At 33.4% G+C, this 20,928-nt stretch carries 14 protein-coding genes; 12 read left to right on the forward strand and 2 right to left on the reverse strand.

What is annotated here, in order from left to right:
* The first annotated feature begins 161 nt into the window (after positions 1–161).
* The 6 genes from GXK57_RS11680 (at position 162) to GXK57_RS11705 (ending at position 8,088) form a co-directional block, all read left to right on the forward strand.
* Positions 162–1,310 carry a toxic anion resistance protein gene (locus tag GXK57_RS11680; RefSeq protein ID WP_160676123.1) on the forward strand — a complete coding sequence of 383 codons (1,149 nt, stop codon included), beginning with the start codon at positions 162–164 and terminating at the stop codon, positions 1,308–1,310.
* Between the two features lie 315 nt (positions 1,311–1,625).
* Complete coding sequence (locus GXK57_RS11685; RefSeq protein ID WP_160676126.1) at positions 1,626–3,092, forward strand: glycosyltransferase family 39 protein; 1,467 nt, start codon at positions 1,626–1,628, stop codon at positions 3,090–3,092.
* A 232-nt stretch (positions 3,093–3,324) separates the two neighbouring features.
* The gene (locus GXK57_RS11690; RefSeq protein ID WP_160676129.1) at positions 3,325–4,509 is read left to right on the forward strand and encodes a glycoside hydrolase family 43 C-terminal domain-containing protein; all 1,185 of its coding nucleotides are present in this window, start codon (positions 3,325–3,327) and stop codon (positions 4,507–4,509) included.
* Between the two features lie 11 nt (positions 4,510–4,520).
* Positions 4,521–5,855 (forward strand): arabinan endo-1,5-alpha-L-arabinosidase, encoded by a 1,335-nt coding sequence (locus tag GXK57_RS11695; protein ID WP_160676132.1) that lies wholly within the window; start codon positions 4,521–4,523, stop codon positions 5,853–5,855.
* Positions 5,856–6,113: 258 nt separating this feature from the next.
* The gene (locus tag GXK57_RS11700) at positions 6,114–7,073 is read left to right on the forward strand and encodes an aminoglycoside phosphotransferase family protein (RefSeq protein WP_160676135.1); all 960 of its coding nucleotides are present in this window, start codon (positions 6,114–6,116) and stop codon (positions 7,071–7,073) included.
* An 88-nt stretch (positions 7,074–7,161) separates the two neighbouring features.
* Positions 7,162–8,088 (forward strand): hypothetical protein, encoded by a 927-nt coding sequence (locus GXK57_RS11705; RefSeq protein ID WP_243156409.1) that lies wholly within the window; start codon positions 7,162–7,164, stop codon positions 8,086–8,088.
* Between the two features lie 174 nt (positions 8,089–8,262).
* Here the strand turns inward: GXK57_RS11705 and GXK57_RS11710 are convergent, their stop codons facing one another.
* The gene (locus GXK57_RS11710) at positions 8,263–8,625 is read right to left on the reverse strand and encodes a sulfite exporter TauE/SafE family protein (RefSeq protein ID WP_160676138.1); all 363 of its coding nucleotides are present in this window, start codon (positions 8,623–8,625) and stop codon (positions 8,263–8,265) included.
* A gap of 62 nt (positions 8,626–8,687) precedes the next feature.
* Positions 8,688–10,082 (reverse strand): MATE family efflux transporter, encoded by a 1,395-nt coding sequence (locus GXK57_RS11715; RefSeq protein ID WP_160676140.1) that lies wholly within the window; start codon positions 10,080–10,082, stop codon positions 8,688–8,690.
* Between the two features lie 92 nt (positions 10,083–10,174).
* Between GXK57_RS11715 and GXK57_RS11720 the strand changes: the two genes are divergently transcribed.
* From GXK57_RS11720 to GXK57_RS11745, 6 genes are all read left to right on the forward strand, one after another.
* Positions 10,175–10,999 (forward strand): MerR family transcriptional regulator, encoded by an 825-nt coding sequence (locus GXK57_RS11720; protein WP_160676152.1) that lies wholly within the window; start codon positions 10,175–10,177, stop codon positions 10,997–10,999.
* 119 nt (positions 11,000–11,118) lie between these two features.
* The gene (locus GXK57_RS11725) at positions 11,119–11,412 is read left to right on the forward strand and encodes a putative quinol monooxygenase (RefSeq protein ID WP_160676154.1); all 294 of its coding nucleotides are present in this window, start codon (positions 11,119–11,121) and stop codon (positions 11,410–11,412) included.
* Positions 11,413–11,796: 384 nt separating this feature from the next.
* Positions 11,797–17,091, forward strand: a complete 5,295-nt coding sequence (locus GXK57_RS11730) for a dockerin type I domain-containing protein (protein WP_160676157.1) — start codon at positions 11,797–11,799, stop codon at positions 17,089–17,091.
* Between the two features lie 35 nt (positions 17,092–17,126).
* Positions 17,127–19,184, forward strand: coding sequence for an immunoglobulin-like domain-containing protein (locus tag GXK57_RS11735; protein ID WP_160676160.1), 2,058 nt, complete (start codon positions 17,127–17,129; stop codon positions 19,182–19,184).
* A 200-nt stretch (positions 19,185–19,384) separates the two neighbouring features.
* Positions 19,385–20,638, forward strand: a complete 1,254-nt coding sequence (locus GXK57_RS11740; RefSeq protein ID WP_160676163.1) for a 4Fe-4S dicluster domain-containing protein — start codon at positions 19,385–19,387, stop codon at positions 20,636–20,638.
* Between the two features lie 53 nt (positions 20,639–20,691).
* Positions 20,692–20,829, forward strand: coding sequence for a hypothetical protein (locus GXK57_RS11745; protein ID WP_243156410.1), 138 nt, complete (start codon positions 20,692–20,694; stop codon positions 20,827–20,829).
* Positions 20,830–20,928 lie beyond the last annotated feature (99 nt).

Here is a 20,928-nt window from a genome sequence, read left to right on the forward strand (position 1 = left end):
AGTTAAGCATGTCCGAAAATCGTGGTTTCTGAGGACCTTTTAGGCATGTATAACTTAATAGTTGAAGTTAGGACCCTATAAAGATGTACCACTTCAATGCGAAAATCTAAGTTTTACTATGAAGTGGAGCGTCTACATATAGCTAATAGGAGGAACCTAGAATGAAAGATGGAATAAACGAAAATCTTGATATTACACCAAGCTTGACCTTTGATCCTTTTGAGGAAGAAGTTAATAATTCAGTTAAGGTTCAAGAAGAGAAAAAGAAAGCAGATGTATTTGATGATAGTTTTTTAACTGAAGAAGAAAAAAAGATGGTCAATGACTTTGTAGATAAAATAGACATTAATAACTCTAATTCCATTCTTAAATACGGAGTTGGTGCTCAGAAGAAAATAGCTGATTTTTCTGAAAGTGCCTTAAATAATATCAAAACTAAGGAATTAGGCGAAATTGGGGATATGCTTACCAATGTGGTATCGGAACTAAAAGGCTTTGAGAATGAAGAAGAGAAAAAGGGATTTTTAGGGTTATTTAAAAAGACTTCAGAAAAGATAACCCGTATGAAAGCAAAATACGAGAAGGTTGAAGGTAATATTAATAAGATTAGTAATGAACTTGAGAATCATCAAGTACAGCTTTTAAAAGACATAGCTATGCTTGACAAAATGTATGAAATAAATAAGGTTTATTTTAAAGAGTTATCAATGTATATCTTTGCAGGTAAAAAGAAGCTGGAAAAGCTTCAAAATGAGGATCTTCCTAGATTGGCTGAGAGAGCAACTGCATCAGGACTTCCAGAAGATGCTCAAGCGACTAATGACTTTATGGCACTTTGCAATCGCTTTGAAAAGAAAATACATGATTTAGAATTGACTAGAATGATTTCTCTTCAGATGGCACCTCAGATAAGATTAGTTCAAAACAATGATTCCTTGATGTCTGAAAAGATACAATCAACTCTTGTCAATACTATTCCGCTGTGGAAAAGTCAGATTGTTTTAGCTCTAGGGGTTGCGCACTCTACTAATGCCGCTAGAGTTCAGAATGAAGTCACAAATATGACTAATGAGCTTTTAAGAAAGAATGCAGAGATGCTTAAAATGTCAACTATTGAGACCGCTAAAGAATCAGAAAGAGGTATTGTTGATATTGATACGCTTAAAGCAACAAATGAGTCCTTGATATCTACTCTTGATGAAGTGCTTAGAATTCAAACTGAAGGACGTCAGAAGCGTAGAGAAGCTGAAGTAGAGTTGCAGCATATCGAAGAACAGCTTAAGAATAAGCTTTTAAGTCTTAGAGGATAGGTTTGATTAAAATTATCTAATTAAATAATGTAAAAAGAGTTTATTAATCTAATTTAGATTATAGATAAGTTAATATAGTCAAAAAAGTCGCTGGAGTTGAGAACTTCAGCGACTTTTTTCTTTATAGAACAAGATAAGTTTTTTAGCTAAACCTAGTTGTTTCAAGTAGCCCACCGAATAAGCTTGTTTGAACAACTTTTTACTATAAATAAAAGTTTTTATTAAAGTTAAGTATGTTATACAAACTACCTAACATGGGAAAAATAATAAATAGTTTTAAAATTACTATGAATTTTTACTAGCAGGAGAATTTATATGAATGTATTTAACACTAAGCCTTTAGATAGAATAATAAAATTTATAGAAAGGTTGTATTATCTTCTCATAATCTTAATATTAATAGTAGCTTGCTTCAATATATTTTATAGATTGGGAGTATGTCCTATACGTAGCTGGGATGAAGCGAGACATGGCGTAAGTGCATATGAGATGATAAAATCAAATAATTACATAGTTAATACATATGGATACAGTAATGATTACTGGAACCTAAAGCCACCAATAAGCTTCTGGTCTATAGTAATAGGGTATAAGCTCGCTGGATACACTACTTTGGGTTTAAGGCTACTATCAGCTATTGCAGGTTTAGCAACAATATTTATAGTAGCATGGTTTAGTTTTACTTTATATGGTCGAATTGAATCATTGGTTTCAACTGTTGTCATGACTACAACCATGCCTTATATTATAGACCACTGTGCAAGATCAGGGGATCCAGACTCAATATATGTTCTTTTTTTTACTATAGCTATATTATCACTAATTCTATTTGAAAGAAATAAAAAGTGGTTATATGTTTTTGGGGTAGCCTTTGCCTTTGCATTTCTCACGAAGAGCTGGCATGCAGGAAATATTATAGTTATAGGCATAATATATTTTTTGCTTAGGAAGAAGCTATTCAAGATAAAAATTAAATATATAATTGGCGCCATAATAAGCGCTGTAATCCCTGTTTTAGTATGGATAGTACTAAGATATCAAAGAGATGGATTAAACTTTATAAACACCATGGTAGGTTATGATTTGATAGCTAGAAGTTCAAGTTGCTTGGAAGGGCATACGGGGGGGCTAACTTATTATGTTGATTACCTTCAAGGAAACTATTTCTACTGTATAGTCGTATTTGTAAGTGGAATACTATCATTTTTCACCTCACTTAAAAAATACATTTCCAATAAGATATATGTAGATGGGATTACTCTTATGTGTACGTGGGTTCTTGTTCCTTTTATTCTATACAGCATTGTAAAAACTAAAATTAATTGGTATATACTTCCTATATATCCTGCTATGGCTATAGCAATTGGCATAACTGTGAGTATTATACTAAAGGAACAAGAGAGAAATATATTATCTCAGTTATTTATAATTGCTATGGTAACTTTTTCTGTATATAAATACGAAGTTATAATATCTCGAAACATTTCAATCATAACGATGGATAGTAATCAGGAACTAATGAAGGTTATAGGAAATAACTTAGAGTATAAAGGTAAGCCGTTATATATGTACAACTGCGAAAGAGAACAAAACGTTTTTTTAAGTGCAGAGCTTTATGCTGATTTAAAGCCAAGTAATGAAGGTCTTGAAGGATTTTTAAAGGATAGTACAAAAAATGCTATGTTATTTGTAACAAAAGATCAGTTCAATAAACTTGGTAATGAAAGGTATAAGTTAAAGCTACTTCTAGAAGGTGATGGAGCTTATATATTTACTAAATAGTGATATTGATAAAAGGTCTTTATGATAAAAAGTATGAGGATTGATACTATATTAAGTATTTTAGTATAGTATCAATTATTTTATATATACTTAAATTGATTATTGATATATAATTTTTCGCATGATATATTAAAAATAGGGCATTAAGCTTTCAAAAGCTTTGAATGATGTTATATATATAAGAAACCTTAATAGATAACATAGCTTAAGAGCGTATAAAAGGGGAGAGAGGATGGAAGATAATATGGTATATACTTTAAAAAATATTAAAACATTAATACCAAACTTCATCGGTGCTAATACTATAAAAGCAACTAATGAATATAGGATTTATGAAACCGTTTATACTGATGAGGATACTTCTAGTAGTATAAATCTATTTACAGCTAAAAGTTTGGAAGAAGAATTTGTATCACGTTTACCTGTTATAAGTTCAAATGTGAATGACAGAGTTTCTGCAGAAAATCCTCATCCTGTTTTAGAGATTGAGACAGGAGAACATTATCTGTTTTATGGAGATGGAAGAGATGGTATATATGCATTGCATTTAAATCCGAGAAATGGGCTAGCACATATAGAAGGTTTTGGTACTTGCGTTGCTAAAAGGCCTAAATGGGTTGGAGAAGCTATAAGCGAACCTTATGTTGTATACAATGAAAAGACAAGCTATTATTATTTATTCGTAGTTTATGGTGATAAGAACATAGATGCCAATATAAGAGTAGGAAGAAGTAAAAAGATAACTGGTCCTTATTTAGATGTAAACAATAGAGATCTTACAGATCCGTATGACTATAAATCTGAGATCGGTTATATGATTTCCTGTGGCTATAGGTTTGACGATTCTTTTGGAAGGAGTGCAGTAAGCAGGCCTTTGGTGTTTAAAAGAGAGGATAGTAAGTGGTTTTTCTTACAAGAAGGATTAGCTAATATCAAAGAAAAGGAAAAAATCTTTGAAGTTAGAGAGTTATTATGGACTCCAGATGGATGGCCGGTTATAAGTCCTGAGCTCTACAGAGAAATTCAAGAAGAAACACTAACACTGGAGGACTTAATTGGTCATTATGAGTTTATTAAACTTACCCCTACTTTGCCTCAGGGAGTTTTCAATTCTGTATCCTTAGATATATTAGCTAAAGAAATGCAAGGTGCAAGCAGTACTAGAAATTCTTGGGCAGTAAAGATGCCTGAATATGCTGAGGGAAGAATAGAGCTAGGGGGAAGTATAAGGGGAGCTTGGAAGCTTATAGACTTTCAAACAATAGAGTTTACCTATGTAAACTATAAAGAAACTTATATAATAAAGCAAGCTTATGATAATGAATTAGGTAAGCCTACTATTATTCTGACTGGAAAAGATACCAATGGAGTAGCTTGCTTTGCAAAAAAATGTGACTTACCTAAGTTTGAGTTTTAAGGAGGATAATCATGGCTAAATTTGATAATTGTAATATAGAATTTCCAAGTAAGCCACCAGTTCCAGTGGCTAAACCAATCTTTGTACCAGGTGAAAAACCAGAAGAGCCAGATAAATTAAGTTTATGGGGATCACACGATCCTGCTATATACCATGACCCTGTGTCAGGCAATTATTACACTTATTGTACTGGAGCAATAGCTAGAAGGTCCAAGGATATGATTACTTGGGAAAATATAGGCAAGGTTGTTGAGAATCCACCAAAGGAATCCATTGATTGGGTTGGAGATAATGGTATATGGGCTCCAGATATAATTAAGGTAGGTAATGAATACAGATTATATTGTTCTAACTCTACTTGGGGAGTGCGTCAATCCTGCATATTCCTTGCTGTGGCTGACAATGCAGAAGGGCCATTTATTCCTAGAGGCTGTGTTTTAAAAACCAGTGAAGATATGCCTGTTAATGCTATAGATGCAAATCTTATAGTAGATGAAAAAACAGGAGAGCAGTATATGGCCTACGGATCTTTTTGGGGCGGATGTCATATAATAAAGCTTGATGAAAACACAGGTTTAGCTGCAGAAGAAGGAATAGGTAAATGTATAGCTCGTAGACCAAAGTGGGCTGATTGTGCTATAGAAGGACCTTATATAAGATATAATCCAGACACAGAATACTACTATCTATTCGTTTCTTATGGATCACTAAAAAGTGATTACAATATAAGAGTTGGAAGAAGTAAGAATGTCACAGGACCATACTATGACGTTAATGGAAGAGATATGAATGATCTAGAGGATTACAGAAATGAAGTTGGATATATGGTTGCCTGCGGGTATCATTTCAAAGATGGTCAAGGATATATGGGACCAGGGCACAATTCAGTTTTAAGAGACTTTGATAACCAATGGTATCTGGTATGCCATATAAGAGAGCATGACTTTAAGGTGCCTCAAATATCCACTATGCATATATACAAGATGTTCTGGACACCTGATGGATGGCCAGTGATTAATCCAGAATGTTATGCAGGTGAAAAAACTCAAAATATAAGCAAAGAGTTTATTGCAGGAGAATATGAGAGAATAAAACTAGTACCATCTATACCTCAAGGAGTTTTCAATTCAGTTCCTATGACCTTAGCAGAGGACGGAAAGTTTACATGCTGCTCAATTAATGGACACTGGGAATATGTTGATGGTACTACAATTGTAATTTCTTATGGTAATATTGTTGAGACATATAAGGTAACTCCAGCTTGGGACTGGCAATTAGATGAACCAACTCTTTCAATTACTGGAAAAGATCAATATGGAGTTGCAGTATGGGGAAAGAAATTATAGATATGTAGAGCAGGAGAAATCCTGCTCTTTTACTTTTTTATCTATGAATTATCTAATATGGAAGGACTTTTGCAAAGTATGATAAAAGAAATTTAACTTTGTAGAAGATTATATAGCAGGTGAATTTTATGATAAGTATGGACAAATGGTTCAAATACTTATGATTGTGAAAAGATAAAACCAAAAAAATTGTAGCTGTAAATATTTATTCATATGCTGTATAATTGTGTATGTTTTGTTATTAAATTGGAGGTGCTCATGGAAACTTCAACAAAGAATAAACAATCGGATAATATAATAAATGATATGGTTCATAATGCTTTTTGTGACGTAAAAATGATAGAAGCAGTAGAATTGACAGAAGGATTTTTTAATGTAGCTTATAGAGTAAAACTATCAGATGGTAGGTATACAATACTTAAAATTGCCCCATCTAAAGATACTATTATCATGACCCACGAGAAAAATATAATGAAAACAGAAGTTGAGGTTATGAAGCTAATTGAAAAAAATACTAATATACCAGTTCCTAAGGTTCTTTATTACGATAATAGTAATGAATTATGTGATTCAGATTATTTTTTTATGTCCAAGCTCCCCGGAGAGAGTCTAAGTTCCATAGGAGAAAAGCTTAATGATACTGAAAAAAATAATATTAATTATAAAGTTGGAGAGTATAACCAAGTTATAAACAGCTTTAAAGGAAAAAAGTTTGGATACTACGGACAGCCAGATAAGCAAGGTGTTGAATGGTTTGAGGTCTTTTATAGTATGATTAATGATGCTATTTATGATGCCAAGGTACTTAATATTGATATAGGTGTTGAGCCTGAAACTATAAGACGGCTGCTAGTAAAAGATAAAGAAATATTTAAGGAAGTTAAAGAACCCAAATTAGTACATTGGGATTTGTGGGCTGGTAATGTTTTTGTTAAGGATGGTAATATAACTGGATTAATAGACTTTGAGAGATACCTATGGGCAGATGTGCTTATGGAGGTAGGATTTAGGTCTTATGGATACGATGAGGATTTTTATAAGGGCTATGGAGTAGATGTATTGACTGATAACCAGAAAAAGCGTGTTAGGTGGTATGATCTATATTTATTCTTAATCTCAGTTTTAGAGTGTGATTATAGACAATATGCAGATAGAGGAGCATATAACTGGGCAAGGCAGATGATAGAAGAAACTACTGGCATACTTAAAAATAGGTGATTACATTATTTTTAAAAAAGTTATTAAGATTTAGCAATATTACAGTACAGTGTTTAATATGGCTTAAATTATAATTGGAGGATTGAGAATGTTTGATTTTTTAAAGAAGAGGCCTAAAAAGAAAGAAGACAGGGAAGAGAATAGACAAGATACCACTGTAAATAAGATGGTGACTGAGAATACTAGTAATGAAGAAGTAATAAAGAACAATGAGCCAAGCTTTGCATTATATATGTTATTTTACGATTCCTTTGCTTTAAAAAATGAAGAAGTTGAAGAGAGAATAAAGCAAATTGATAATGACAAGGTTTGGATAAAGCCTTTGTTTGATTTAGACGGAAAAGAAGGCTTATACTGCTATGTTGGAATAAATAATCATACCTTTAGATTGTTTGGTATAGATGCTCCAATTCCAAATGAAATAGCTGATTACACAATAAACTGTTCTTATGGGAATGAAGTTGAGCTTCTTAGAATGAAAGAACATAAATATCACATCATTGCGTTTTATGAAGGAGAATGTAAGGATAAGAATGAAATATTAAATGCTTATTCGAAGTTAGCTTATGGATTTTTGAATTGTGATTTAGTAGGACTAGCCAATCCTTATAGTTGGAATAGTTTAATTCCTTCACTGATTGAAGGAATGGTAGAAGATGAAAAGACGAAGATATTTGCAACAACTCCAGCGATGATGGTTTGGAGAAGTTTTATAAAAATACCTTACAACAATGGAGTTTGGTTTGTTACAAAGGGAAATAATTTATACGATATATATGAGTATGCGTATTTTGGTAATTTAGAAGAAACTCAAGAGATATATGATATTTTTGAGAGCATATTTAATTATGCATATGAAACAAAGGCTGTTATAATGGCTGGACATACTATTCAGGTTGATGAAAATACCTATTTAAAATTTAGAGAAGTCTACGAGTTGGAGAATGACCTACAAGGAGAAAGCGTCGGTACTTTGGTGATAGAGAAAATTACTGAGGATAAGATTAATAAGTAATACTACTTTTTAGAACTTATTATTTAGACTATGTTAAAGTAACCTGTTGAAATTAAGTGGTCAGTCATTAGATGCTTAGATGAGCCTAGGCTAATAGCTCGATTATGTAGCCGCTCTTTTATAACCACTTAATTTCAAGCATATTTTTAAGTATAACTATTATTTGAATAAGTCCTATTTACCAAAAAGCATTTTTAAAGATATTGCAATCATGAATAAAGCAAAGCTTTTTTTTAATAAATCAGGAGATATAGCCTGAGCAATTTTACTTCCTACTAAAGAACCTATAAGAACCATAAGGCATATTGTTATACCACCTCTTATATCTACATTTCCATTCTTGTAGTATTCAATAAAACCCAAAATGCCAACTGGAGGAAGTAGAACAGCTAGCGAGGTGCCTTGGGCTTTGAGCTGGGAAAAACTGCATAAGTATATAAGTGCAGGAACGATTATCACTCCTCCGCCAATACCAAATAAACCACTTAAAATACCGGCCAAAAGACCAATTACAATAAATAATATAATATTATACATTTTCATACCTCTCATATTTTTATTTATAGTATTTCACCCAGACAGTATTTTATCTATAAAATTTATTTGTCAAATTTCAGTTTCTTCTTCCAATGTCCACTTATGAAGCGGGTTAGCAATAGTGAAAATCTTACTACGTTGTCTGCTACCATACAGAACCAAACAGCTTTTAGCCCAAGTCCAAACACAGCGACGCATAAGAAGGTTGACAGGATTCTAATGCCCCACATAGAGAATACTGAGAAGAAAAATGGAGTCTTTGTATCACCTACACCATTAAAAATTCCTTCTAAGATTATTAGAGCACCGAACATTGGCTCAGAAATAGCTACGATTCGTAACACTGATGCGCCAGTTTTTATAACCGTAGGATCTTGAGTAAATATGGACATCATAAAGTTAGGAAATAGAAAAAGTATACCACCAGTTATGGTCATAACTGCAACTGCAATTCCTATTATTGTAGTAGAGGTGTGGTGAAGCTTTTTTTCGTCTTTTTCTCCTAGGGCATTTCCTGCAAGAGTGGCAGCAGAAGCTTGCATACCATAACCTGGTATATAAAAAGCTTGTTCAGCAGTAATTGCAATTGAATGAGCAGCAAGAGCTACAGTACCAAGTCTTGTTATAAGTGAGGTGAATACCACCTGACCTAAGCAAGTTGCAACTCTCTCTAAGGATACTGGAAAACCTACCTCTATGCATTTTTTCATTATTGGCTTATTAAGTCGTATCTTTTGTCCTTTAGGAGATACTAGCTTGTTTCTATATAGCGCTATGAACATCAATGAACCGCTTATACAGTGTGCTATAGCTGTTGCTGTGGCAGACCCAACCACTCCTAAACCTGCTCCGTAAATATGAAGTTTAAAGCCTCCTATAACCAAAGTTCTGGTATCATAAATAAGCAGAAAGTTCAAGGCGATATTGACCACGTTCATAATAAGATTAACCATCATAGGAGTTTTCATGTCTCCAGTGGAACGCAGTACTGCTCCGAATATTATACTTGAAGCTCTAAATATCATTGGAATACATATAATCCCAAAATAAAGAGATGCATTTCTTTGAATAGAAACATCAGCTCCAAGCCATTTAGGGAGAAACGGGCTAACAGACAAGGTAATTATTCCAACCATAACACCAAGTATTAGAGTTATTAAAATTGATTGAACAGCTGCTATTTTTGCCCTTTCATATTTTTTAGCGCCTATGGATAGAGATATATAAGCTAATACACCGATGCCCATTGCAAAGAAAGGGCTGTTTATAAGCCAAGTTACTGTTGTTGTAAGTCCTACGGCAGCAGAAGCTTCAGGACCTATACGTCCTACCATAGCAGAATCGGCATATTGTACTATAGTTTGAAGCGCTTGCTCTATAATAGAAGGCCAAGCTAAAGCAAATATGGCTATTATCATGTTTTTATTGTTAAGTAATCTTTTCTTTGTTTCAAGCATATGTTGTCCCCATTTTCTTTATATTGTATAAGTATTATGCAATAGTTATAATAAGGGGTATAGTAACTATATAGTCAAGAGGTCATATTAAAATGAGCGATAAAATATATCTTTCTACCGGTGAACTTGCAAAAATGCTTGGAGTTACAAAACAAACAGTTATTTATTATGATAAAATAGGACTTATTTCCCCAGCTAAGAGGGAAAAAGAATATAGATATTACACTTTGGAGCAGGCAGACGAGCTAGATTCTATATTAACTTTTAGGGACTTAGGGGTTCCCATCACTGTGTTAAAAGAGTATCTTAAAGAACGTAATGCACAAAGCTGTATCGAGATGCTTAGAAAGCAAAAGGAAAAACTAGAATTAGAAATTCAAAAAATGGACAGAATTCGTAAGAAGATAGACGGACGGGCTAGGCTTCTTGAAAAGGTTATTACTGTTAATGACTTTAAAGCAGTTAAGTTCTCAGAAGAAGACAAGCAGTTATTTATGGTTGAAGAATGTAAAGAGCCTGATGAAAAGACTTATATGGAAAGCTTTATAAAGCTTTGTAATCATTCTAAGCTTCTTCAAATTGATTTTGAGAATCCAGTGTGTAATATAATAAAAAAGGAAGATATTTTAAAGGGAAGCTTTAGAAATACAGCTTATTTTGGTATAAACATAGCAGAAAACTTTAATGGAATAGATATAGTAAAGTTTGAGAAACCAGCTGGTATATATGCTTCTACCTATCATCAAGGTTCTTATGAAACTATGTATATTGCCTACGAGAGGCTTTTATCTAGCATAGAGGCGGAAGGTTATATTGTTTGTGGTAATGCCTATGAGACTGATTTGTTAAGCACTCTTACCAATCTAGATAAAAATGAATATATGAAGCTTATTTCAATACAAGTTATTAAAGCATAACTTATAATATTTATGAGAATGGCTTTATTAAATTGTGTTGAAATTGAGTGGTTAGTCATGAAATGCTTAAATGAGCTTGCGTAAAGAGTCAATATGTTTTAAGTAGAGGAGAAATAGTTATGATAGTAAAAAGCGTTAAATTTGATATAAAACCAGAATATATAGAGGAATTTATTGAGGCTACATTAGAAAATCAAAAAGGATCTCTAGAGGAAAAGGGAGTAATAAGATTTGACTTTTTACAAACTGTAGATGAAGCAGGGAAGTTTTTGTTATATGAGGTATATGAATCTGAAGAAGCTATGGAAGAGCACTTAAAGACAGAACACTTCAATAAGTGGATAGACAGAGTTGAAGAATATTTTTTGAGTCCAAGGGAAAAAACAGTATTCATGCCAATAAATAAAAATTAATATTTTCATATGAAGATAAAGATGAGAAAAATTTTTGCGAAATATATATAGATACAATAAATTTAAACTATAACAATAAATAAAAATATAATTTTTATAAGTAAGAAGGATAAACTACTTCATAAAACAACAATGTAAACGGTATTTTGGAATTGCTCAAAATAGTTGCATTGTTGATATGGAGCAGTTTATATTTATTTAGAAACCAAATATCCATATTAATGAATTAGTGTTCATAGACATATGATGTGGATACAGCAGTATTATATGGAAAATTATTATTAATTTTTAGAAAATTCAAATTTAAATAATGATTTTCGTTGAATAATTTTTATTAAGATAGTATAGTATTAAATAGATATGTTCGCAAAAAGGAGAGAGAAGATGAGCAATAAATTTGGCAACTTTAGATATTCTTCTAATATTAAGAAATCTATTTTGATTTCATGTTCTATATTGGCTGCCACCTCTACTTTATATATGAAAGAGGTAAAGGCTGATACCATAATTCCTAAGAAAAGTATAGCAATATCACAGGATATTGCTTGGATGCAACCTAGCGCAAATGTAGTAGGTTCTAATATAACAATAGATTTATCTCAGCATTTTAATATGCTTGATAGCAGCAAGCTTGTTATAACTGCATTGTCCAGTGACAATAATATAATTACTCCAAATGTTAGTGGAAGTACCTTAACTCTTAACGTAAAGTCTATAGGTATTGTCATAATCACTGTTACAGCATCAGATGATAAATCAACATTGGTAGACAAATTTGAAGTTAAGCTGAATAAATTAGGTGATTTAAATGGAGACGGCTTCATCAACACAGCAGATGCCTTATTAATATACCGTGTTACTAGTGGTAAGGATATTCCAACAGATGCAGATAAAAGCCGTATGGATTTAAATGAAGATGGAAAGATAACAAATGCTGACGCAGATGTGATTATGAATACTTATTTAGGTAAGCCTAATAGTGGTATATTCTCGAACTCAGCAGTTAGCATAAGAAATATAAATGATGCTCCTATAGCTACAAAGGTATACATAGATGGAAATGCAACAGTTGGACAAACTTTAAATGGAAACTATATCTTTATGGATGTAGACAACGATTTAGAAGGTACATCAACCTTTAAGTGGTATAGAGCTACTAAAGCAGATGGCTCTGATAAGGTATTAATAAATGGAGCTACATCTAAGCAATATACTTTAACAGAAGAGGATGGAGATAAGTACATATTATTTGAAGTCACTCCAAGTGCTACTACGGGTATTTCAAGTGGTAGTGTTAACGTAAGTGCAGCAAGCCAAAAGGTAATAATTCCAGATACTACAGCGCCTTCTATAGATCTAACTAAGTTTAAGTTTACTAATAATCAAAGTCCTGTTGAAGATACAATAAATGGACTAGCTGGTGCAGTATCAGAGAAAGGTGCAGTTATTAAAGCATATTTATGGATAGATGCTAATGGAGACAACAAGGCTGATAGCACAGAACTTCAGGCGCCTATAACTCTTGGGTTAAGTGAGCATGATGGCTCTCTATCATCTAAGAATGTTGGAGATCTTTTACCAGGAAAATATAAATACGTTATTACAGCAACAGATGATGCAGGAAATGAATCAGCTAAAAACGAAGCTTATGTTCTAAATATTGCGGTTAGAGCATTAGAAGCTAGTCTGTCTAACAGAAACTTAATGGAAGAAAGTAATATAAATGATGCTTCGATAAACTTAAAGTTAAAAGGAGATTCTTTTAAGAACACAATAGCTATATCAGATATAGCGTTAAAGAACGGTCCAGCAGGATTGAATGTGAAAAATGTTTCATTCATTGATGAAGGAAATGTAAATGTAACGTTAGCCTTTGATGGTACTGACTTTGATTCAGTTATTAATAACTTTGCTTTAGAAGTAAAAGCAACTGCAGTTGCTAGTGGACAGGCTATATCAACGGATAACCAAACAATAAAGAACTCCAATGATGCACCAGTAGCAAGTGATGTTAAAGTCACAGGAACAGCAAAGGTTGGAGAAACCTTAACTGCAACCTATAAGTACTCTGACGACGAAAATGATGCAGAAGGAGCTTCAGCATATAAGTGGTATAGAGCTTCAAAGGTAGATGGTTCAGATAAGATGGTAATAAATGGAGCTACTTCTAAGCAGTATACTTTAGGCGCAGAGGATGGAGACAAGTACATATTATTTGAGGTTACTCCAATAGCTTCAGCTGGTCAAGTAAACGGTAATTCAGTATTAGGCTTACCTAGTGAAAAGGTAGTAATACCTGATACAACTGCACCAACAGTAAATGTAAGTAAATTTATATTTACAGATAACTTAAGTCCAGCAGAAGATGTAATAGTTGGTATGGCTGGTTCAGTATCAGAGGGCGGTGCTACCGTTAAGGCTTATTTATGGAATGATACAAATGGAGATGGGAAGGTGGATGAAGCTGAGCTTCAAATGCCAATAAATCTAGGGGTAAGTGCGCAAGACGGTTCAGTGTTTGCTAAGAATTTAGGTTCCATAACACCTGGAAGATATAAGGTAGTAATTACGGCTACAGATGCTTCAGGAAATGAATCTCTTAAGAATGAAACTGCAGTTATTAATATAGTAGCAAGAGGTTTGAAATCATATGTTCTTAATTTAGGTGAACTAGAAGAGAATAACCTAAATGGAGCTGTTTTAGCTTTAAGTTTAAAAGGAGACTCTTTCAAAAACAGCATATCCTCAAACGATTTAGTATTAAGTAATGTTCCGGCTGGAGTAAGTATTAGTAATGTTTCGTATGTTGATGAAGGACATGTTGAAGTTACACTAAGCTTTGATGGTACTGATTTTGATGCTAATAGTAATAACGTTGCTATAGAAGTTAAAGCAGCTGCTGTAGAAAGTGGAAAAGATATTTCGGTAGATAGTATAGTAATAAAAAATTCTAACGATGCACCAGTAGCAGCTGATATGAAAGTTACTGGAACAGCTATAGTTGGACAAATTTTAACTGGAAGCTATAAGTATACTGACGATGAAAATGATACAGAAGGAACTTCATTATATAAATGGTATAGAGGTTCAAAGGAAGATGGTTCGGATAAGGTATTAATAAGCGGAGCTCAATCAAAGCAATATACATTAACATCAGAAGATGGAGATAAGTATCTATTCTTTGAAGTCACTCCAGTAGCAGTAAGTGGAGGAACAACTGGAAGAACAGTTATAAGTTCTGCCAGTGAAAAGATTATAATACCAGATACAACTGCACCAACCGTAGATACGAGCAAGTTTGTATTTACAGATAATACTCCTTTTTCTGACGCAGTTTCGGGAATAGCTGATGCTATATCTGAAGGTGGAGCAACAGTTAAGGCTTACCCATGGGTTGATATTAATAATGACAATAAGATTGATAGCCTAGAGCTACTAAGTCCTATAAATTTAGGGACTAGTATGGCTGATGGATCAGTATTTCCAGCTAGTATAGGACAATTAACTCCAGGAAAGTATAAGTATGTAATAACAGCAACAGATGTTGCAGGCAATGAATCATCTAAGAATGAAAGTTCTGTTCTAAGCTTTGCTATAAGAGATTTAAATGTATCTATTTCAAACAGAGGAGCTTTAGAAGAGAATAATCTTGAAGGAGCTACTCTAACTTTAACTTTAAGAGGAGATTCATTTAAGCAAGCAGCAACTTCAGGTGAATTTGATTTAAGAAATGCACCAGCTGGAACTAGGATAAAGAATCTTTCCTTTATAGATGAGAGTTCAGTGGAAATAACATTAGGTTTTGATGGTACAGATTTTGATGCAACTATTAGTGATGCTTTAATAGATGTAAAAGCAAGTGCAGTAGAAAGTGGTAAGTTCATATCTAGCCAGTACTTAACTATAACTAATTCAAATGATATTCCAGTAGCTAGTAATGTTACACTAACTGGAACAGCAAAAATTGGAGAGACACTTTCAGCAAGCTATACCTATGCTGATGATGAAAATGATGCAGAAGGAACTTCAGTATATAAGTGGTATAGAGCATCAAAGGAAGATGGTAGCGACAAGGTACTAATAAGTGGAGCTACTTCAAAGCAATATACATTAGGTTCAGAGGATGGAGATAAATACATATTCTTCGAGGTTACTCCTTTAGCTGTAAGTGGAGAAGAAACTGGTAAATCAGTTTTGAGCTCTGCAAGCTCTAAGGTAATAATTCCTGATACTACAGCTCCTTCAGTAGACATAAGTAAGGTCAACTTTATAAATAATGATACTCCTAAACAAGACAGTATTTCTGGAGTAGCAGGAGCAATCTCAGAAGGTGGAGCTACTGTTAAGGCTTACTTATGGAATGATGCAAATGGAGATGGAAAGGTTGATTCAGATGAGCTACAAAGCCCTATAACCCTCGGTGTTAGTGCACAAGATGGCTCTGTATCAGCTAAAAATATAGGGGATCTACCAGAAGGAAAGTATAACTATGTTATAACTGCTACTGATGAAGCAGGCAATGAATCAGCTAAAAACGATTCGGCAGTACTTAAAATATCAACAAGAAACTTAAGTGTTTCAGTATTTGGTGGTGGCGAACTTACAGAAAGTTCTTTATCAGGAGCAACTATAGTGGTTGGAATAAATGGAGATAATTTCAAAGATAATGTATCGGAACAAGATTTTACACTTAACAATGCACCTGCAGGTGTAGAACTTGTTGCAGTTGTTCCGTATGATATTAATTCATATATGGTTCTATTAGATAATTCAGGAGCTGACTTTGATACAGATTATAATAACTTCAGCATTACAGTAAAGGGAAGTGGATTAGAAAGTGGACAAGATATAACAACCAAGCCTATGTCTATAAAAGCAGAAATAGAAGGTCAGGCACTTAATGTAGCTGGACTTACTTTTGGACCAGGAGATGTTGTAGACAATACTAAAGCTTCAGCGTTGCCTGCTGGAACTATAAAGTATGTAGTTGGAGCTGCTGGTCAGTATACCAGACCTAATGCTAATGATTCTGCTTCAGCTTACACTAATATATTAGGAAGTACTACTAACATTCCTGTTACTAGTGGTCAGCACATATATGCTGTTTCTGTGGATAATTACAATAGAATAAGATCTTGGTCAGATATAACCATAACTGACTCAATGATTAAGCAAAGACCACAGGTTTCTGGCATGTTTATATCTGAATATTTGCAAGGCCCAGGTGGAAGAATTGCTTTAGAGGTATTTAACAATACTGGTATAAATTATCCTGATGTTACAAAATCGCCATATTCATTAGAAGTGCATCAATGGAATCCAGTTACAAAGACTAAACGAGTATTAACCGTTCCTATTGGTGGATACCAAAACATGCCATATATAATACTTGATTCTCAATTTTATGATTTCTTTGATATAAGTAATGCTACATATTATAATGAGGAACTTTATATGTCCTCAGCTATAACCAATGCTTTGGTTGTAAAGCAAAATGGTCAAATAGTGGATGTGCTTGGTGATCCTAATTTTGTTGGAAGCAAGCCAATAGTTGCAGATGGCAATACTGTTGTAAGAAAGAAGGGCATCATCGGTGGATATAACGTCTATTATTCAAAGGAATGGGATGTTTACAATCAAAATATATACCAATATATTGGAAGCCATTCTATATATTAATAGATGTTTATAACATAACTTAGGAGGATAAAAAAATGAATTATAGATCGAAGTCCTTTAGAAAAGCACTAGGTATTTGCTTTAGCTTAATAATGGTCATCGGATTAGTGTCTTTTTTCGGAATTAAAGCTAAAGCAGTTCAAGCTTTGATAAATACAATGACAAGTAGTAAATTTGCAGTAACTATAGGAAATGTGCAAGGATCTGTTGGAGATGTAGTAGAAGTGCCTGTAAGTATAGGTAAGCCAGGAAGTGGAATAGCGTCTTATGGTATGCAGATTAACTATGACCCAGCTACTTTTGAAGTGATGGATATTACTAATAAGTATGGTGAGAGCTCAAGCTTTTGGTCAAACTTTGATAACACTTCAGGATACTTAAAAGCAGCATGGGTGGATACTACTGCTGGAGATAAGACTATAAACAGCGCAGCAGAACTTTATTCAGTAAAAATAAAAATTAAGTCTAATAACCTTGGAGATAAAGCTCTTACTATAGATGAGAGTTCTCCAAACAACTTACTTTTCACTGATGCCTTAGGGAAGGGACTAGGTACTGAGGTAGCAGAAGGTAAGGTGACTGTAATAAAGAGTGATACTCAGTTAGTAGAGGAAGCAAAAAATGCACTACAGATAGGATATGCTTATGGCGATAGCGCTAGCAAAGTAAGTAAGGATATAACACTTCCAACTGCAGGAGCTAATGGTGTTACAGTAAGCTGGTCATCTAATAAAGCTGATGTAATAAATGTAGCAGGTAAGGTTGTAAGACCTACTTATGCTAATGGAGATGCTTCATTAACTCTTACCGCTACACTAATAAAAAATAATATTAAGGAGACTGTAGATTTTAACCTTAATGTTATAAAAAATAATCCATCTACAAATGCTAATCTAAAGGGATTAACTATTAATAAAGGTACTTTAAGCCCAATATTTAATTCAGCTACTTTAAAGTTTAACGTTGATGTAGATAACAGTGTTTCAAGTATTGTTGTAAATCCTGTACTTGACGATAATCTTGCTAGTGTAACTATCAATGGTAAGGCTTCACAGGATGATGTAGCATTAAAAACTGGAGCAAATACTATTAACATAGTAGTAACTGCTCAGGATAATACTACTAAAAAACAATATGTTTTAGTAGTAAACAAATCAGATATTAAGAAAGAAGTAATTAATGCTGATGTTGAAACTGGAAATATAGGTGGTGGTTCATCTGTTACTAAGACAACCATTACTAGAACAACAACTTCAGATGGAGTTGTTAAAGACAATGTTAATATAACTGAAGGCAATGCAAAGGAAGCTGCTAAAAAGGCAGTAGAAAATGGATATACTAATGTACGTCTTTCAGTTCCAGATGCTGATGATAAAGTTTCAGAAGTATATGTTGGTGCACCAAAAGAAGCTTTAACTGAAATATTAAAGAATAAGCTTGATCTTGAAGTGTATACAGAGAACGGTAGAATTATTGTTCCAAACAGCTCATTGACTAACTTTAATGATGATCTTTATTTTAGAATAGTTCCAATAAAGCAAGCTTCTGAAATAAAATCTGTAAAAGATAGGTTACAAGATGCTTCAGAAATCAAGAAATATGCAAATAGTAATACTGTAGAAGTTATAGGAAGACCAATGACTATAGAAACAAATATGGAAAACCGTACAGTGACTTTAGTTCTTCCATTGCCAGATTCAATAACAAAAGACAGTAAAGATATACTAAATAATCTTGCGGTTTATGTAGAACACCATGATGGAACAAAAGAATTAATAAAAGGAAAAGTTGTTTCTTATAAAAATGGTGATAAACTTGGACTTGAATTTACTATTAATAAATTCAGTTCCTTTACATTAGTTAGTGCTAAGGGGCTTGATCAAACACCTGCAAGTAATACAACCACAGGAACAGATACAAGTAACGGATCAAGCAATACAAATGCTGGATCAAATAATACCAATAGCAATACATCCGATCTACCTAAGACTGGTGGAGTTTCTACTAGAGATTATACTATATTAGGTATATTCATAATATTAGCTGGCGGAGTTATGTTATACTCTAACAAAATAAAGAGTATGAGAAAATAATTAATTAAATAGAACTTAGGCATATATAAATTTAAAGTTATATATGCCTTTTTTTACTTTCCAGATTTTCCTGATATATATTCAGAAAGTCAGATACGGAAAAAAGTCTGTTGAAAAAGTTCACTTCGGAGAATTTTTTACTTTGACTTACATAAAAAGTAAATGTAAAATTAAAACATATATAGAAAGGTTGTGAATATATGTCCCATATTTCAAATAAAAATGCTTACAAGATGCTAGAGGAAAGACTTAATAGATTCCCTCAAGGGGCGCCGCCTTCAAAGACATTATATAAAATATTGAGTATGCTTTTTACTGAAAAAGAGGCTGAGTTAGTAGCTATGCTTCCTATTAAGCCCTTTACAGTTAAGACTGCAAGCAGCATATGGAAGAAAGATGAAGTGGAGACAGAAAATATTTTACAAAAACTCGCATCCAAGGCTATTTTGATGGATATTGATCTTGATGGTAAAAAAGAATATTGTTTACCACCTCCTATGATAGGTTTTTTCGAATTTTCTCTTATGAGGACTAGGGATGATATAGATCAAAAAACTTTATCTGAGCTTTATTTTCAATATTTGAATGTGGAAGAGGACTTTATTAAGGATTTGTTCCTAGGCACTGAAACTAGATTCGGAAAGGTATTTGTTCAAGAAGGAGTGCTATCTAGGCAGAATGAACTTGAGATAATGGACTATGACAGAGCAAGTAACGTTATTAAGGAAGCAAAGCATATTGCAGTTAGTATGTGTTTTTGCAGGCATAAGATGCAGCATCTAGGAAAAAATTGTGATGCTCCTATGGAAACCTGCATAACTCTTGGGAACACAGCACATACATTAAGTAAGCATGGTTATGCAAGAAAAATAGATGCATCTGAAGGCTTAGATATATTAAACATGGCCTACGATTACAATCTGGTACAGTGTGGGGAAAATGTTAGAAACGGTTCGGTGTTCATGTGCAATTGTTGTGGTTGCTGCTGTGAAGGCATGCTAGCTGTGAAGAAATTTGGATATATGGCACCTATACAAACTACAGCTTTTCTTCCAAAGGTAGTAGAGGAAAGCTGTGTAGGCTGTGGAAAGTGCTCAAAGGCATGTCCTATTGAAGCTATGAAGCTTGATCCTTTAACTAAGAAAGCTGTAGTGGATGAAGGAATATGCCTTGGGTGTGGAGTATGTGTTAGAAATTGTCCAAAGAAAGCCATATATCTTAAGCATAGAGAAAAGGAAATAATAACGCCTGCTAGTACTACTCATAGGATTGTTCTTCAAGCTATTGAGAAGGGGCAGCTTCAGGAACTTATCTTTGACAATAAAGCACTATTTAGTCATAGAGCAATGGCTGCAGTTTTCTCAGCTATTTTGAAGTTGCCACCAATTAAAAGATCCATGGCAAGTAAGCAGATGAAGTCAGTTTATTTAGATAAGCTTTTAAGCGATAAGTAAAATACTACATATATATTGTCAATGATGTTGGAGTTTTTGCATCCACTGATCCAGTGGCAATAGATAAAGCTTGCCTTGATGTTGTTGATAAGAATAATGGTAAAACAGTATTTAGAAGAGGTGGATATACCTTAGAATACTCAGAGAAGATAGGGCTAGGAAGTCAGCAGTATGAGCTTATTGAATTGTAGCTTATAGCTTTATGTTAGGCTTCTATTTAAATATTGGCTCTGTTAAAGTACTGTGTTGAAATTCACTGGTCAGTTATCCGATGCTTAGATGAGCTTGCG

It is taken from the genome of Clostridium sp. C8-1-8, from assembly GCF_009928445.1.
In the GTDB taxonomy this organism is placed as follows: domain Bacteria; phylum Bacillota; class Clostridia; order Clostridiales; family Clostridiaceae; genus Clostridium_AR.